The following is a 15080-nucleotide window of genomic DNA, read 5'->3' on the forward strand; positions in this document are numbered from 1 at the left end:
ACAGCGAAAGGATCCGCGATGCCCATCGAACCGCGCCTGATCGTGACGGGCCACAACCGCGACGGCGATGCCGTCTTCGTCGAGGACCGCCGCCCGGAACCGGTAAGCGTCCAGGCTCTGCCCGGAGCCGACTTCTATCTCCTGTGGGGCACCCCGGACGGGGAGGCGAAGGTCGGCGAACAGGACGCGAAGCCGGTCCTGCGGCCCTACTTCCCCGGGCTCGGCGGCAGCCGGGCGCTCTTCCTGCGGTGGGCGGCGCACTCGTCGGAGCCGCAGCCGGTGCCCGACCCGGCCGCCGTCGCCGAGGAGGTCGCGCAGAAGCTGCCCGGCCTGACCGACCCGTTCGAGGAGAAGGGCGACGGCATGCACACGACGGACACGGTCGACTACGCCATCTGCCTGGAGGGTGAGCTGTGCCTCGAGCTCGACAACGGAGCCGAGGTGACCCTGACGCCGGGCACGTGCGTGGTTCAGCTCGGCACCCGGCACGCGTGGAAGAACCGGTCCGATCGGCCGGCGCTGATGTGCTACGTACAGATCGGAGCCGTACGCGTCCCCGGCTAGACCATCTCCGGGCGGCCACGGTTCGATCAACGCCAATGTTTCCTTTCGCCAACCGGAGAGCCGAGCAATGCGCTGCGAACTCCTACGTCCTGCGGCCGCACATGACCACCGCGAACGCCGTCCACGACATGGGCCAGATCCGTCGAGCGCTCGTTGCGTGCCAGCCGCCCCGCTTGCGTCACGGCCCCTGAGGCACGGAAGAATGCCCTCATGACCGAGGACCGGAGGCCGGCCGCAAACTCCAAACTGGACACCACGGTTCCGCACTCGGCGCGGATCTGGAACTACTGGCTCGGCGGCAAGGACAACTTCGAGGTCGACCGGGCCGCCGGCGACGAGGTGATCGCCCACATCCCGGACATCCCCATCGGCGCCAAGTCCGAGCGCGCGTTCCTCAAACGCGTGGTCAGGTTCCTCGTCGAGGACGCCGGCATCCACCAGTTCCTCGACATCGGCACCGGGCTCCCCTCGGCGGACAACACCCACGAGGTCGCGCAGTCCCTCGACCCGCGCTGCCAGGTGGTCTACGTCGACAACGACCCGCTCGTCATGGTGCACGCCCGTGCACTCCTGACCAGCACGCCGCAAGGTCGTTGCGACTACGTCGAAGCCGACCTACGGGAACCGCAGACAATACTCACGGCCGCCCGGCAAACACTCGACTTCTCGCAGCCGATCGGGCTCATGCTCCTCGGCGTCGTCAACCACCTCATGGACGACGACGTGGCATACGGCTCCGTCGCACAGCTGGTACAGGCAATGCCCACCGGTAGCTACCTGGTGCTCACCCACTCCACCGCGGAGATCCACGGCGAACCGATGCTGCGCGTGATGCGCGAAACCACCGAACGCGGCGGCACGCCCATCCGCGCCCGGACAAAGACGGAGCTCGAACGCTTCTTCGACGGGCTGGATCTGCTCGAGCCCGGCGTCGTCACATGCTCGCGCTGGCGCCCCGACCCGGAATCCGACGAACCGGAGGTCTACCTGTTCGGCGGCGTCGGCCGCATCGGCTGACCCGAGCCCGTCGAGGCCGATCAGCCACGAGGGCAACCCATTCGCCGGTGACCGCTGGATCAGCGGCCACCGGCCCGTCTCGCAGCGACGAGCCCGCAGCACAGCTTCGGGGTGGGTGACCATGAGGTCCCCGCCGAGCGACCGCGTCCCGGCGCGATCAGTCCGGCTGCGGACGTGCGCCGCCGATCTCCGGCTGCCGCCATGCTTCCCACGCCACGAATGCGACGCTGACCGCGGCGACGGCGACCAGTATGGTCAGCGCGGGCACAGCCGGGGCCACCGGGATGAGCGCGGCCAAGACGACTGAGGTGGCCAGGCGGTCACTCGCGATCTCGTGGTGATCACGCCATCGGTACAGCCCTGTTGCACTCCGACCCGTTCGAAGGGTCGGGGGCCTGGCCGGGCGGAGCTACGCGCAGGGTGAGAGTCCCGCCGTCGGTGCACAGAACGGTCATGATCGCAGGCGATTGGCCGGCCAGATAGGCGACGGCGACGGTGCGACCCGCCGCGACGATGTCGTGCGGCCGGGCGATCCAGCCCGCGGCGCTCACCAGCACCTTCGCGACCGACCCGCGAACCTGGTCGAGAACCGGCACCAGAACGCACAGCTCCGCTTCCAGATCGTTTGTGCTCGGCCACCAGCACCCGTCGAGCAAGGCATGCTGGAATCGGACCGGCTCAAGCCGCACCCATGATGCGACCGGTTCCAGGCGAACCCAGGGCGGCTCGGGCGTAGCGGGCGAGTCAACATGATCAATTACCGACGCCATACAGGCTTCCCGTCGTCCGGGACCAACGCAGGCGCGGGCCCAACCCGATGACGGGGCGAGGACGAGGTCCACCAAGGTCGATGAACTGCACGGCCATTCGGCCGAGCGGCCGGCCGATGGCGAATCCATCGGCTGTGGTCAACGGTACTCCGTCCACCTGAGCGGCGGGTTCAGGCGGCTGGTGCCGGCGTCCCACGAGGCAGATTCGCCGCGAGCTGACACTCGGCAGTGACTGACGCTCACCTGATCATCGAGCCACGGCCGAAACGCCGGCCCGGGTAGTTTTCATGGCATGGCGACCACAGTGCTACGCGTAAGGCTCGTCGGCGGCGACCGCATGGACATCACCGTCGACGAACCCGGCATCTCCGACGGGGACGAGTTGCTGGAACACGTTATCTCGACCCTGGCTGAGGATTCCGGAGCGTTGCGCACGAAACATGGTGAGCGGCTCGTCGTGCTCTACGGACGCGGCGTCGCGGCGATCGAGGTCGCGCCGCGTGGCGCCGTGGTTTGACGACATCGACGCTCGATCCCCCGCATCAGCCGTCGCCACCACGCCGCGACGTGACCAGCCCGCAGGCGTAGGGTGACATCTGCCCATTGGAGATCGGACTTGCTGCCCTGGCCGCGGCCGGCATGGACGCGCGTACGGTGGAACGACACCGGCTTCTCGACGTCTCCTCCGACGAGCGCACCGCGCCCGCCCTTCGATGGCGCGGACGTCGCCAACAGGAAGGCGCCCGATGAAGATCACCAAGACCCGCACCCCACGAGCACCGGACGACACCGTACGCCTGCGGATGGATCCGGTGCCGTCGCGAACCACCGTCCTCGACGGGGCCTGGTGGCCGCGCTCGACCGACGCTGTCGCCGAGCTTCCCGCGCTGGTCGAGGCCTTGGCCGGTCTGCGCGGCCGGATCACGCACGTCCTGATGAACGCCGCCGAGTGGGATCTGCCGCATCCACGTCGGGCCGCTGCCGGTGGCCGTACGGTGCGGCTGGGCTGGTTCACCTCCCAGCCGGCCGGGCTGATCACCGTCATGGGCGACTTCGGGCAGGACCGTTTCGATCTGCTGGTGGTCCCGCCGGGAGCGAGCCGGGCCTCGGCCGAGACGGCACTGGCCGCCGCGGCCGACGGGACCGACAACCGCCACACGCCCGAGCTGCTTGCCGGGGTCAAGCTCGCCGGGGTCAAGCAGGTCGGCTGATCACCGGCGTGAGCGTCCGGGGCGAAGGCGAGGGCGGTGAGCGTCGACTGCTATCCGATCGACCGGCCCGCATCATCAACCCTGGCAGTCGGCCGCCACTACACCCGAGGGCTTCTGACGAAGCCCTCGGGCAGCATCATCACAGCAACAACGCAGAGGCGATACACCGGCTCCGCCACCCGTTCACGGTGGACAGCCCGCTACAAGCGCTCCCTGGACCGCCTGGCGACCACTTCGAGACACGGGGAGGGGGCCTCACGACCGTGTTCACCTGTCGCTCGGCCGGCAGGGAGACGGTGACCCCGGCGACACGTCAGTGAGACCGGGTGTCGAGCAGGTCATTGCCCTCGGGCTGGTGCTGGAGCAAAGGAGGAGCCCCGGCCCCGTGCGCCGCCATGTCCTGGTTCCCTTCGACGCTGAACTGCGGCAGGGTGCGGTCCAGCCACGTGGGCAGCCACCAGTTCGCCCGGCCGAACAGGTGCATCAGTGCTGGGACCAGAACGGTCCGGATCAGGAACGCGTCGATGGCGACGGCGGCGGCCAGGCCGATACCGAACTCAGCGATCACCCGTTCGCCGCCCAGGACGAACGCGCCGAAGACGAAGACCATGATGAGCGAGGCGGCGATGATGACCCGTCCGGTCTCGCTCTGGCCGATCCTGACCGCCCGTGCGTTGTCACGGGTGCAGGCCCACTCCTCGTGCATGCGGCTGACGAGGAATACCTGGTAGTCCATCGAGAGGCCGAACAGGATCGCCAACATGATCGCCGGGACGAACGACTCGACCGGTCCGGCGCCGCCGAGGTTCAGCAGGTTCGATCCCCAGCCCCATTGGAAGATCACGACGATCACCCCGAAGGAGGCGGCCGCGGCGAGGACGTTCATCACCGCCGCGGTCAGCGGAACGAGAATGCTACGGAAGGCGAGCATCAGCAACAGGAAGCCCAGGACGATGACCACGCCGAGGAAGAGTGGCAGTTTGTCCGTGAGCACCTTGGCGAAGTCCTGGAAGATCGCGGTGGCGCCGCCGACATGGACCTGCAGGGAGGTGTTCTTCTCCGCCGCGGGAACGACGTCGTCACGCAGCCGGTTGATCAGATCGGTGGTCTCCTTGTCCTGGGGTGCGGAGGTCGGCACCACCATGGCGATGGCCACCGTGGCACCCGGTTCGGAGGGGAAGGCGGAGACGGCCGCGACGCCGTCGAGGGTCTTGACGGTTTCCAGCAGCTGGTCCAGTGCGCGGCCGTCGGCGGGAGAGTTGAGTTCAGCGACCAGTTGAAGCGGTCCGTTGAAGCCTGGCCCGAAGCCGTCGGCGAGCAGGTCGTACGCCTCGCGAGTGGTCGTACCGGACTTGTCGTTGCCGGCGTCGGCGGCCCCCAGCCGGATCGAGAAGGTCGGGATGGACAGCAGGGCGATGACGATCAGCGCCGCCGCACCCAGCAGGGTCCTGCGTTTCTGTACCAGGCCTGCCCACCGCACCCAGAACCCGCGCGTGTTCTCCGGCAGCGCGCCGTTGGCGGCAAGGGCGCGACGTTCCTTCTTGCTCATCACCCTGGTGCCGACGAAGCCAAGCATGGCGGGCAGGAGCGTCAGCGCTGAGAGCAGCGTGAAGCTGACCGTCACGGCTGCGCCGATTCCCATGCCGGTGAGGAAGTTCAGCCGCAACACGAGCAGGCCGAGCAGGGCGATGACAACGGTCCCGCCGGCGAAGAGCACCGCCCGTCCGGACGTGGTGATCGCCCGGACGGCAGCTTGCTCGGGTGGCAGTCCCGCGCGGAGCCCACTGCGGTAGCGGGTCACGATGAACAGCGCATAGTCGATTCCCACGCCGAGCCCGATCAGAGTGGCCAGGGTCGGCGCAATGTCACTCAGCGTGATGGGGTGTGAGAGTAGCCCGATCGTCATGAGGCCGCCGCCGAGGCCTGCCACCGCGACCATCAGCGGGAGGAGCATGCCGATCAGGGAGCCGAAGAACAGAGAAAGGATGATCGCGGCGGCGACGATGCCGATCAGTTCGGTACTCCCCTGCGCCGGCGCTGTCGCGTTACTGATCGCCGGACCCGCCAGCTCCACCTGCAGGCCGGACCCACGGGCCGCCTGGGCGGTCTCGATGATCTTCTCGACGTTCGCCGGCGGGAGGTCGTTGGGCAATTTGTCGAGCTGAACCTCCGCGTAGGCCGTCTTGCCGTCCGCGCTGATCTGGGCGGCGCCCTGATCCGAATACATGCTGGCTACCGAGGTCACCGACGGCAGCTTCTCGATGCCGGCGAGCATGCCGGCGACCCTTGCCTGCACGGCAGGATCGCGGACACTGCCGGTCTCGACGTGGATGACGATCTGCTCGGTGTCGCCGGATGAGGCCGGAAGGGAGTCCTCCAGCAATTTCAGTGCCTTGGTCGACTCCATACCGGGAAGGCTGAAGTCTTCGGAGTAGCTGCTTCCGGCGGCCGCATAACCACCACCGAGGGCGGCGAGCAGCACGATCCACAAACCAACGACCTTACGCCGATGCCGGAAACACCAGCGAGCTACAGCAGACATGGGAACTCCAACATTGACTCAGGCCGTAGTGACGATTCCATTGGTGATACGCACGGGGATCCCCGCGGGGGGTGAGGGTGCCGGCCCTCGCGTGACCCGGCCGTTCTGGTCATAGGTGGCGCAACCAGCAGCGGGGTCCAGGCGAAGGCAAAGACGATGTCGGCGCCGCCGGCCCGGTGATCGTCGAGTGCTCAGCGCTCAGCGACACCAGAGGCCCGAGCGGTGAGCTCTCAGCGGAGCATCACTGCGGAGGGGCGCTGACCATGATGCCGAGACACATCTCGTCAGCGGTTCCCTCGGCCCACACGACGAAGCGCGGTTCTGTCTTGTTCAGCTGGGGCAGCAGTTTGCGGCGTTCGGTTTCGTACGTGCACGTCATCCGCAGGATGTCACCAGGTTTGACGGTGACCGGGTCGGGCATGGGCTGGAAGGCCTGGTTGTCGAAGTCGTAGTCCGGAACGTCGAGCAACGTCTGTGCCGTGGCGGTGCCCGGGTTGAGTTCGACCTTCATGCTTTTGCCGAGCAGATGCATGTGCGGACCCATGGCATGGATCGTCAAGGGAGTGGTAACCGGGTTGTCGCACTGCTGGACGAGCCCGGGTCTGGGAGTCTTCCCGCCGTTGCAGAGCATCCCGAGTTGGTCGATGACGTCTGTCGCGTCCGGGCCGAAACGCTTCTTGACGTCGGCCATCGCGGCTGCCCGGTCGCAGAGCGGACCCGATTCGGCCGGTGTGCACGGCAGTTCTACGGGGGCGAAAATCAACTCGGTGGACAGCGGGGTCATCGCGGCCTTGCCGTCGTTGTACCGCAACCGAATGCTCGACTGGTCCGTGCCACCGGCGGCATCGCCGACCGCGAGCAGGTTGTAGTGGATCTGCAATACGAGCAGGCCCTTGGGTGGCATCTTGTAGCCAAGATTCGGCGCGAGAAGGGTCTCGACGGTTCCCGGCGCCCACGAAGCGATCCAGGCCGCGTCGTCATCGCGTTCCGCGCCGCCGTCGAGCCCGGCATTGCCGAAGCAGGTCCAGCCTTGACCGGGTGTGTCCTGGTCGTGCTTGCGGGCGTCCGCGGCATTCTGCGGTTGGACCTGGAAGAGGATCGCATGGTGTACGAGGTCGGCGTTCTGCGGGATGACCTGGCTGCCGGTCAGGTAGGGGGTGCCCTCGAACTGTGGATCGAGGATGAAGCACCGGTAGTCGTCGGTGGCGCCTGCCGGCGGCTGTGGGGTGTACGGAGCCGAGATCGACAACGTCTTGAAGTGCTCACCCGCGCGTGCCGGAGCCGCCGGCGGCGGCGAGGCGGCGTGCCCGCCGTGTGGACCGGTCGCCGACGGCGCAGCAGCCTTTGTTTCGGCAGCGTCGTCCGAACCGGTGGAACAGGAGGCAACCGCCACGGTCATGCCGACGACGGCAACCGCCGCCCAGAAGCGACAGCCACTTGCTCTCCTGGAGTCGTTCTTCGTCATCACGGCGTCAACGATGTCGCTCGCCTCCCGTGATCGGCTAGCTCCTGTGGTTGGCACCTCGCTGTAGTCCTGTGGCAGTAGGAGTCGAGGCCGCACTACTGCCACGGGACGATGTGCCGGAGGGACACCCGCACCTAGCATGGCGACCATGACGCAGGATCGACGGTGGACCCGGGTCCGGGAAGCCATCCGGCTGCATCAGCTGCTCGGCGACGCTGCCTTGGCACTGGGGCTCGTGGTTTTCTCGATCGGCATGCTGCTGATCGATCGCGACACCGGTCGCCCCCACCAGCTGACCACCTCCGACATCGTCGCTCTCGCTTTCGCCGTACTCGCGGTCATCGCCAGGAGTCGGTTCACCATCACCGCGCTGATCGCCTCCGTGGTAGCGACAAATCTGTTCCTCGCCGTGGATCACCAGTATCAGCCGACGGTGACTGCTGCCCTTTCTCTCTTGGTATACACCTACGCGACGCGCACCGACCGGCGTAGCGCCTGGTTCCTCACCGCCGGCATCGCAGTGATCCTGACTGTCTGTGGGCTTCTCTGGACGGCGGCCGTCGGAGACAGTGTCGGGGTCCTCGCCTGGATCGGGATGGGAACCGCGATCGGCGACGCCACGCGCACCCAGCGCGCGTACATCGAGGCTGTCGAGGAACGGGCCCGCCGCGCGGAGCAGTCCCAGGACGACAAGGCCCGGCTACGGGTCGCACAGGAACGGGTACGGATCGCCCGCGATCTGCACGATGCGGTCGCCCATCACATCGCGGTCGTCAAAGTGCAGGCCACTGGGGCGAAGCACGTTCTGTCCCAGCGCCCGGACGCGGCAGCCACGGCGCTGGACAACATCAGCCGCGCCTCCGACGCGGTGCTCAAGGAGATGGCCGCCGTGATCGGGCTGCTGCGCACCGCATCTGATGTGACCACGGGCTCCGCGGACACCGATCCGGGCAGTGGCCTCGCGCGGCTCCCCGTGTTGATCGACTACCTGTCCTCCGTCGGCCTACGGGTCGAACACCGGCAGGTCGGAGATGCCCGTGAGCTGCCACCTCTGACCGACTTGGCCGCTTACCAGATCGCCCGTGAGGCACTGACCAACGCCAACAAGTACGGGGACGGCACCGCCCGTCTGACCGTCACCTACGCCGCGGATCTGCTGGCCGTGGAGATCACCAACCGGATCGGCGATCACCCCGGCCGTCGTGGCGCCGGATACGGCATCGTCGGTATGCGAGAACGGGCCACCGCGAACGGCGGCACAGTCAAGGCGGGTCGATCCGGTCGGCAAGGCTTCGCCGTGCGCTTCGAGCTGCCCCTTACGGCTCAGAGTGCGGCGAAATGACGATCAGACTCGTGCTCGCCGACGACCAGGCGCTGATACGTGCCGGGTTCCGGCTGTTCGTCGACCCCGAGCCCGACATTGAGATCGTGGGCGAGGCCTGCAACGGACGCGAAGCCGTCGATCTGGCACGCTCCCAGCAGGCGGACGTAGTCCTCATGGACCTGCGGATGCCGGAGATGGACGGCATCGAGGCCACCCGGTTGATCGCAGCGACCGACGATCTGTCCGCCGTACGGGTGCTGGTGCTCACCACATTCGAATGCGACGACAACGTCCTGCTCGCGCTGCGCGCCGGCGCCAGCGGCTTTCTCGGCAAACACGTCGAACCGGCCGACCTGGTGCGTGCGATCCGTGTGGTCGCCGCAGGGGAAGCATTGCTCTCACCGGCCGCAACCAAGGACCTCATCAGCCATTTCCTCCACCAGCCGGTAGCACTGGCCCTGCCGGCCGCGCCTACCCTGGAAGTGCTCACGCACCGGGAACGCGAGGTGCTCACGCTGATCGCCTACGGCCTGTCCAACGCCGAGATAGCGGAACGGCTGCATCTCTCCCCACTCACAGTGAAGTCACACATCAACCGGGCCATGCCCAAACTCGGCACTCGCGACCGGGCCCAGCTCGTGGTCATCGCCTACCAAAGCGGCCTGGTACGACCTGTTCCGCCGGAGCCCTCTGATGATCGAGGCGCCGGGCTCGAAACCCCAGGAACCGGTCCTTCTTGATCTGTCTCTGCGAGACATACAGCGATCGACATCGGGATCGCTTTCGCCTGCGAGGCCTCCTGACGGGCCACCCCGGTTGCTGCGATCAGGTGAGCTTCATGCCGTTGACGGCGTCGACGGTGTCGGCGTCGCGGTTGTCGTAGGCCGGTCCGGTCTTGCCGTCGAGGGTGGCGATACGGGCCATGTCGGCGTCGGTGAGCTCGAAGTCGAAGACGGCGAGGTTCTCGCGGACGCGCTGCGGCTTGGTGGACTTCACGACCGCCGGCACTTGGCGTTGCATCAGCCAGCGGAGCGCGATCTGAGCCGTGGATTTGTCGTGCGCGCGGGCCAGTTCGGTGAGCACCGGGTCCTGCAGCAGGTGGTGCTGCCCTTGCGCCAGCGGACCCCAGGCTTGGATCTGCACGGTGCGCTTGCGCATGGCATGCTCGTCGGCGGTGCGCTGGTGGTACGGGTGCGTCTCGACCTGGTCGACGGCCGGGACGATCTCGTTGTGCGCGATGAGGTCGGTGAGCCGGTCGGGGTGAAAGTTGGAGACGCCGATGGCGCGTACCGAGCCCTCGTGACAGGCGGCTTCCAGCGCGCGCCAGGTGCCGTAGTAGTCGCCGTAGGGCGCGTGGATCAGGCACAGGTCGAGCTGGTCGAGGCCGAGCTTGCGCAGCGACGTTTCGAGCGCGCGCTTGGCGGGTTCGTCGCCGGCGTCCTGGATCCAGAGCTTGGTCGTGATGAACAACTCGTCGCGCGGGATGCCACTGGCGGCGATCGCGCGCCCGACGGCTTCTTCGTTCTGGTAGGCCGCCGCGGTGTCGATCGAGCGATAGCCGGCCTCAAAGGCTTCGAGGACGGCGCGCTCGGTGTCCGCCGGCGGAATCTGGAAGACGCCGAAGCCGAGCGGAGGCATCTCGACGCCGTTGTTCAGGGTGATGGTGGGGACATGACTCATGATCGTGTTCCTCGTGATCTGTCGTGGTCGTTCCTGCCCTTCCAGGAAAGCCCCGGATGCGGCTCGGGTGAGAGCCCCTGACCTGGCAGGTACCGGCAGGGCCCCCAGCGCCGGTCAGCTCTCGGCCAGGGACCCGTCCGCCGTGCCGCTGGTGGTCGCGGCCCAGCCGGCCAGCAACGTCAGAGCATCAGCGGCGGCGCTGCCCGGCTCAGCGTTGTAGACCGACAGCTGCAGGCCGCTGTCGTCCGGTAGGGGCAGTGCTTCGAAGTCGAGGGTGAGCTCGCCGACGACCGGGTGCCGGAAGCGTTTGCTGCCGTCGCGGAAGGCGTACACGTCGTGTGAGCCCCACAGCACCCGGAACGTGTCGCTACGGGTCGACAACTCACCGATCACGTTCGACAGCCGGCGGTCGTACGGGTTCTTGGCCGCCTCGGCCCGGAAATGCCCGACGGTGCTCCGGGCGATGCGGTCGTAGTCGACGAAGAAGTTCCGGGCCGCCGGGTTCAGGAATATGAACCGGGCCATATTCCCTTGGCAAGCGGGATCGGCGTACAAGTCGGTCAACAGGACGCGGCCGAGCGAGTTGGTAACCAGCACATCAAAGCGATTGTTGTGCACGTACGCCGGCATGCCGGGCATGCCCTCGATCATCCGGGCCACCGACGGCCGCACCGCCGGCGCCGCAGCACGCTTACTCACCCGAGATGACCGGGTAGCCGCCGTCCGCGCCAGATGATGCAGGTGGGCCTGTTCGACCTCGTCCAGTTGCAGCGCCCGGGCCAGCGCGTCCAACACGCTCTCGGAGACACCGCCCAAGTTGCCACGCTCCAGCCGGGTGTAATACTCGGCGCTCACCCCAGCCAGCTGAGCGACCTCGCTGCGCCGCAGGCCCGGCACCCGCCGCTCGCCGTACGACTGCACGCCCGCCTGCTCCGGCGTGATCCTGTCCCGGCGCGACTTGAGGAAAGCGCTGACGTCCGCCCGGTTGTCCATAATCCCAGCGTAGGCACCGCCCCCACCATCTGAGGGTCCCTGCCGGTACCCCCCACGACACGGGTCGGGAAAGCAAGATGAGAGCAGGTCCACCGACCGGGTCGAGGTGTCGAAAGCACGGCTACCCCTTCGAGGCGGCCGCCTGCACCCGTCCACGGAGCCGGGCCCCGATCTCAGCCTCGACCAGACCTTGGCCGCCCGGCACCCGTGCCGTCCCGCCTGCCTGCCCGGGAGCTGGCTGGTGGGACGGCACGATGCACAGCTGGTGACGGTTTCCTTACGCTCCCGCGCCGCCGTCGACCGGGACGATGGCGCCGTTCACCATGGAGGCGCGGTCGCTGAGCAGCCACGCAGCGACCTCGGCGACTTCCCGAGGTTCAGCCATGCGTCCCATCGGCGAGCTGGCGTTGATCTGGTCCTTGATGCCGGGCGTCGCAGCCTCCCATTCCTCGATCATCTCGGTCGCGGTGCCGCCGGGAGTGATGCCGTTCACCCGGATACCGTGCGGCGCCCAGTTCACTGCCGCGGTCTCGGTCAGGCTGTTCAAGGCCCGCTTCATGGCCCCGTACGCCGGAAGCGCCGGATTGGCCCGCCGGCTACCGATGCTCGAGGTGTTCACCATCGCGCCCCCGCCGTGCTTGCGCATCAGCGCCGCCTCGGCCGTCATCGCGGTCCAGTGCCCCCGGAAGTTGATCGCGTACTGCTCGTCGATGTCCTCGTCACTGGTGGCGTCGACCGGTCCGGGCTGCCGCTGCCCGACCGCGCCGTTGTTGAACGCTCCGTCGAGCCGCCCGTGCAGTTCCTCTACTCGGGCCACCGCTGCCCGCACACTCGCCCGGTCACCCAGATCCATCGGTACGGCGTCCGCGACCCCGCCGTCGGTGCGGATCTCCTTGACGAGCCGGCCGAGTGCGTCGGTGCTGCGCGCGGCCAGCACCACCCTGGCCCCCTCCCGGGCGAAGAGCCGGCCGGCTGCAGCCCCGATGCCGCGGCTGGCGCCGGTGATGAGAACGATCTTGCCGGCAAGCAGGCCGAGGGGTGCGAATTCGCTGTCGTATGTCATGCCGACAACGCTCGGCCCTGCGCCGGTCCGGATTCAGGTACAACAAGTACCACGATCCGCCGACCGGGACCGGGCAGACTGGGGGTCATGGACAAAGACGAGCTCGCGGCGTTCCTGCGCACCCGCCGCGAACGCCTGTGCCCGCAGGACGTGGGCCTGCCCGCCGGACCCCGGCGCCGCACCCCCGGCCTGCGCCGCGAGGAGGTGGCCGTCCTCGCCCATATCTCCACCGAGTACTACGTGCGCCTCGAGCAGGCCCGCGCCCCGCGCCCCTCCGCCGAGGTCCTGGCCGGGATCGCCGGCGCCCTGCGCCTCACCGAGGCCGAGAACGACCACCTGCACGTCCTGGCCGGCACCGCCCCGACCCGCACCGGCCTGCACCGCCGCGACGTCCGTCCCAGCATCCTGGCCCTGCTGGAGCGGCTTCCGCAGACCGCCGGCTTCGTGATGTCCGCGGCGTTCGAGGTCCTGGCCTGGAACGACCTCGCGGCCGCCCTGATGGAGGACTTCGCCGAGGTGGCCCCGGAGGACCGCAACCTGGCCCGCCGTGCCTTCCTCGGCCCGGTCCGGGGCGACACGGCGGTCTACGGCATCTCCGACGCCGGGGACTTCAAACAGCACGCGGTCATGCAGCTCCGCGTCGCCCGCACCCGCTACCCGTCCGACCCAGCGGTGACCGGCCTGATCGACGACCTCCTGGCAGGCAGCCCCGAGTTCACCCGGCTCTGGGAACGCCACGACGTCCAGGCCCCGGCCATGCTGACAAAGACGTTCCAGCACCGCGTGGTGGGGACTGTCACCGTCGACTGCGACTCCCTGGTCCTCACCGACCGCGACCAGCATCTGATCCTCTACAGCGCCGCCCGCGGCTCCTCCTCAGCCGAGGCGCTGGCCCTGCTGAACGTCATCGGCACCGAGACCCTCAACGCGGGCTGACGGTCCGGCGCAGCACGTCCCGCCACAAGGACACCCTGCCGAACCGAACTCGGCGACCGACCCATCGAGCACGTACGGCCGACGGAGTAGCTGACCCCGGCTGGTGACACGTCCGTCCCGGCCCCGCCGGGCCGCCCGCCACGGCTGCCGCTTGCCCGAGGGGCACCGTGATGACGGCGTGCGTCTTGAGCCAGGCATCCATCCGAGGCTCGGGGGCGTTGATCCCGGCGGCGCGGCACATCCGCACGATCCGCTCCAGTCGAGGGCTGTCGCGCCCGCCGGGTTCGCCGATCCGCATCGGGACACGGCGTTTCGAGGCGCCCCGTGGGCGTTGATGCTCATTGGGTCCCGGTCACGGGCAGGCGGGTCAGCCCGGTCATGAAGTCGTGCCGCCAGGTCAGTTCGCCGGCGGGAAGCGCCAGGCGGAGGTGGGGAAACCGTTGCAGCAGAGCGGTGAACGCCACTCGGGCCTCCAGCCGGGCCAGCGGGGCGCCGAGGCAGTAGTGCATGCCGTGCCCGAAGCCGAGATGCGGGTTCGGGTCGCGGTCCAGTCGCAGTTCGTCTGCGTCCGGGAACCGGCTCTCGTCGCGGTTCGCCTCGGCCAGGCTGATGTTGACCTGCGTGTCCGGGCGGAGGGTGTGGCCGGTCAGGTCGAACGTCTCGACGGCTCGCCGGTTGCTCGTCACGGCCACGGGCGCGTCGTACCGGACGAACTCCTCGATCGCGGCCGGGAGCAGGTGCGGCTCGGCGCGAAGGCGGTGCCATCGGCTGCGATCTTCCAGGAGCCGGAACACCCCGTTGCCGATCAGATTTGCCGCGGTCTCGTGACCCGCTATCAGCAGCAGGAACACCATCGAGCTCAGTTCGTCCTCGGAGAGCCGGTCCTCGCCGTCGCGGGCAGCGATCAGCTCACTGAGCAGGTGGTTGCCCGGGTGTGCGCGCAGCTCGGTGAGCAGGTCGCGGATGATCGTGAGCAGCCGGGTCAGATGCGCAGGCCATTCGGGCATGCGGTCCGGGCCGCCGGCCACGATCTCGGTCCAGGTACGGAACTCCCCGGCGTTGTCGGCGGGGAAGCCGATCAGGTCACAGAGGACCCGGGTGGCCAGCGGCCATGCGTACGCGTCGAGCAGATCGACCGTCTCCCGGCCCGCCATCGCGTCGAGCAACTCGCCGGCGATGCGCTCGATGTGCGGGCGCATCGCCTCGATGCGCTGGGCAGTGAAGGCGGCCGACACCAGCCGGCGCAGCCGGGTGTGATCCGGTGGGTCAAGGAACATCATCTGACGGGTCAGCCCGCTCTGCACGTCGGCCGGAATTCCGAGGTTCGTGAGGTTGAGGACCCTTGTCGTACGCCGCTCGGCCAGCGCCCGCTGGGCAGCGCCATGACCGGTGACCAGCACGACGGTCGTGCCGTCTGGCCCGGTGCTCTCCTGAATGCCGTCCACGGCACGCTCCCTTTGTCAGTGCTCCCGTTTCGGTGCTCCGTGCTTCAACCAGGAAAACAGCGCGCGGTGT

Annotated in this window: 14 protein-coding genes; 7 read left to right on the top strand and 7 right to left on the bottom strand. The window is 68.3% G+C overall.

The genetic code is table 11. The features are described 5' to 3' along the window. Positions 1-18: 18 nt before the first annotated feature. Together C8E87_RS02395 and C8E87_RS02400 are read left to right on the top strand one after the other, a co-directional pair. Entirely contained in the window at positions 19-564 is a 546-nt protein-coding gene (locus C8E87_RS02395) for a cupin domain-containing protein (protein ID WP_133871564.1), read from the top strand. A 210-nt stretch (positions 565-774) separates the two neighbouring features. After that, on the top strand, positions 775-1581 hold the full coding sequence (locus tag C8E87_RS02400; protein WP_133871565.1) for an SAM-dependent methyltransferase: 807 nt from the start codon (positions 775-777) through the stop codon (positions 1579-1581). Positions 1582-1922: 341 nt separating this feature from the next. Here the strand turns inward: C8E87_RS02400 and C8E87_RS02405 are convergent, their stop codons facing one another. After that, positions 1923-2480: a DUF5994 family protein gene (locus tag C8E87_RS02405; protein ID WP_166661038.1), complete on the bottom strand. Its 558-nt coding sequence runs from the start codon at positions 2478-2480 to the stop codon at positions 1923-1925. 163 nt (positions 2481-2643) lie between these two features. Here C8E87_RS02405 and C8E87_RS02410 point away from each other — a divergent pair, with 163 nt between their 5' ends. Next, a complete protein-coding gene (locus C8E87_RS02410; protein WP_133871567.1) occupies positions 2644-2868 on the top strand; it encodes a hypothetical protein in 225 nt (74 codons plus the stop codon). Positions 2869-3097: 229 nt separating this feature from the next. Beyond that, positions 3098-3562, top strand: coding sequence for a DUF5994 family protein (locus tag C8E87_RS02415; RefSeq protein WP_133871568.1), 465 nt, complete (start codon positions 3098-3100; stop codon positions 3560-3562). A gap of 313 nt (positions 3563-3875) precedes the next feature. On the opposite strand, the gene C8E87_RS02420 is transcribed toward C8E87_RS02415, so the two are convergent. Beyond that, a complete protein-coding gene (locus C8E87_RS02420) occupies positions 3876-6044 on the bottom strand; it encodes an MMPL family transporter (RefSeq protein ID WP_239080406.1) in 2169 nt (722 codons plus the stop codon). Positions 6045-6345: 301 nt separating this feature from the next. Then, a complete protein-coding gene (locus C8E87_RS02425) occupies positions 6346-7758 on the bottom strand; it encodes a monooxygenase (protein ID WP_243755138.1) in 1413 nt (470 codons plus the stop codon). Here C8E87_RS02425 and C8E87_RS02430 point away from each other — a divergent pair. Together C8E87_RS02430 and C8E87_RS02435 are read left to right on the top strand one after the other, a co-directional pair. Continuing rightward, positions 7718-8911: a sensor histidine kinase gene (locus C8E87_RS02430; protein WP_166661039.1), complete on the top strand. Its 1194-nt coding sequence runs from the start codon at positions 7718-7720 to the stop codon at positions 8909-8911. The two genes, C8E87_RS02425 and C8E87_RS02430, sit on opposite strands and share 41 nt — an antisense overlap. Continuing rightward, entirely contained in the window at positions 8908-9633 is a 726-nt protein-coding gene (locus C8E87_RS02435; protein ID WP_133871571.1) for a response regulator, read from the top strand. The genes C8E87_RS02430 and C8E87_RS02435 overlap by 4 nt, the downstream gene beginning before the upstream one ends. Before the next feature lie 85 nt (positions 9634-9718). On the opposite strand, the gene C8E87_RS02440 is transcribed toward C8E87_RS02435, so the two are convergent. From C8E87_RS02440 to C8E87_RS02450, 3 genes are all read right to left on the bottom strand, one after another. Next, positions 9719-10573 carry an aldo/keto reductase gene (locus C8E87_RS02440; RefSeq protein WP_133871572.1) on the bottom strand — a complete coding sequence of 285 codons (855 nt, stop codon included), beginning with the start codon at positions 10571-10573 and terminating at the stop codon, positions 9719-9721. A gap of 114 nt (positions 10574-10687) precedes the next feature. Beyond that, positions 10688-11566 carry a helix-turn-helix transcriptional regulator gene (locus C8E87_RS02445; RefSeq protein ID WP_133871573.1) on the bottom strand — a complete coding sequence of 293 codons (879 nt, stop codon included), beginning with the start codon at positions 11564-11566 and terminating at the stop codon, positions 10688-10690. Positions 11567-11843: 277 nt separating this feature from the next. Next, on the bottom strand, positions 11844-12629 hold the full coding sequence (locus C8E87_RS02450; RefSeq protein ID WP_133871574.1) for an SDR family NAD(P)-dependent oxidoreductase: 786 nt from the start codon (positions 12627-12629) through the stop codon (positions 11844-11846). Positions 12630-12716: 87 nt separating this feature from the next. On the opposite strand from C8E87_RS02450, the gene C8E87_RS02455 reads away from it, so the two are divergent. Further along, the gene (locus C8E87_RS02455) at positions 12717-13565 is read left to right on the top strand and encodes a helix-turn-helix transcriptional regulator (protein WP_133871575.1); all 849 of its coding nucleotides are present in this window, start codon (positions 12717-12719) and stop codon (positions 13563-13565) included. A gap of 338 nt (positions 13566-13903) precedes the next feature. On the opposite strand, the gene C8E87_RS02465 is transcribed toward C8E87_RS02455, so the two are convergent. After that, complete coding sequence (locus C8E87_RS02465) at positions 13904-15010, bottom strand: cytochrome P450 family protein (RefSeq protein ID WP_133871576.1); 1107 nt, start codon at positions 15008-15010, stop codon at positions 13904-13906. Positions 15011-15080: the final 70 nt, after the last annotated feature.

Source organism: Paractinoplanes brasiliensis (assembly GCF_004362215.1).
Classification (GTDB): Bacteria; Actinomycetota; Actinomycetes; order Mycobacteriales; family Micromonosporaceae; genus Actinoplanes; species Actinoplanes brasiliensis.